We start from the raw sequence: 1,167 nt of genomic DNA, 5'->3' as shown, positions 1-1,167 counted from the left end.
GCCGTGGCGCATCGCCATGACCATCTTGATCACACCGGCCACACCGGCCGCGGCCTGCGTGTGCCCGATGTTCGACTTCACCGACCCCAACAGCAACGGCCGATCCTGCGGACGCTCCTGCCCGTACGTCGCCAGCAACGCCTGCGCCTCGATCGGATCACCCAGCGTCGTGCCCGTGCCGTGCGCCTCCACGGCATCCACGTCCGCCGGGGACAGGCGCGCGTTCGCCAGGGCCTGGCGGATCACCCGCTGCTGCGACGGACCGTTCGGCGCGGTCAGCCCGTTCGACGCACCGTCCTGGTTCACGGCCGTGCCACGTACCACCGCCAGCACGCGGTGCCCGTTGCGCCGTGCGTCCGACAGCCGCTCCACGAGCAGCACGCCGACGCCCTCGGACCAGCCGGTGCCGTCGGCGGACGCCGCGAACGACTTGCAGCGGCCGTCGGCCGACAGGCCGCGCTGACGGGAGAACTCGATGAACGTCCCCGGCGTCGCCATCACCGTCACACCACCGGCCAACGCCAGGTCGCACTCGCCAGAACGCAACGCCTGCGCGGCGAGGTGCAGTGCGACGAGGCTGGAAGAACAAGCGGTGTCGACAGTGACCGCCGGGCCCTCGAGCCCGAAGGTGTAGGCGACCCGACCGGACAGCACGCTGCCCGACGTGCCCGTGCCGACGAAGCCCTCGGCGTCCGGCGGCAGGTCCATCAGGCGGGAGGCGTAGTCGTGGTACATGACACCGGCGAACACACCCGTCCGGCTGCCCCGAAGCCGCTGCGGATCAAGCCCCGCCGACTCGAACGACTCCCACGACGCCTCCAGCAGCAACCGCTGCTGCGGATCCATCGCCAGAGCCTCGCGCGGCGAGATCCCGAAGAAGCCCGGGTCGAACTCCGCCGCCCCGTACAGGAAACCACCATGGCGCGTGTACGACGTACCGCTGTGCTCCGGGTCCGGGTCGAACAGGCTCTCCAGGTCCCAGCCGCGATCGGTGGGGAACTCCGAGATCCCGTCGCCGCCGCCGGCCAGCAACGCCCACAGCTGGTCCGGACTATCGACGCCACCGGGGTAGCGGCAGGCCATGCCCACGATCGCGATCGGCTCGTCGGTGCCGGCGGTGAGCACCGCCGTCTGGCGGGCGGTGATCTGCCCGGAGACCTGCTCGTG

The 1,167-nt window shown here is 71.3% G+C and carries 1 pseudogene; it reads right to left on the bottom strand.

Annotated elements, in window-relative coordinates:
- Nucleotides 1–1,119 (bottom strand): annotated as a pseudogene (locus ACPCK6_RS29565) (type I polyketide synthase); the annotation flags it as partial.
- Nucleotides 1,120–1,167: the final 48 nt, after the last annotated feature.

The organism is Micromonospora sp. AB353 (assembly GCF_049538395.1).
GTDB classification, from domain to species: domain Bacteria; phylum Actinomycetota; class Actinomycetes; order Mycobacteriales; family Micromonosporaceae; genus Micromonospora; species Micromonospora aurantiaca.
This window is presented reverse-complemented; position numbering and strand designations above follow the sequence as displayed.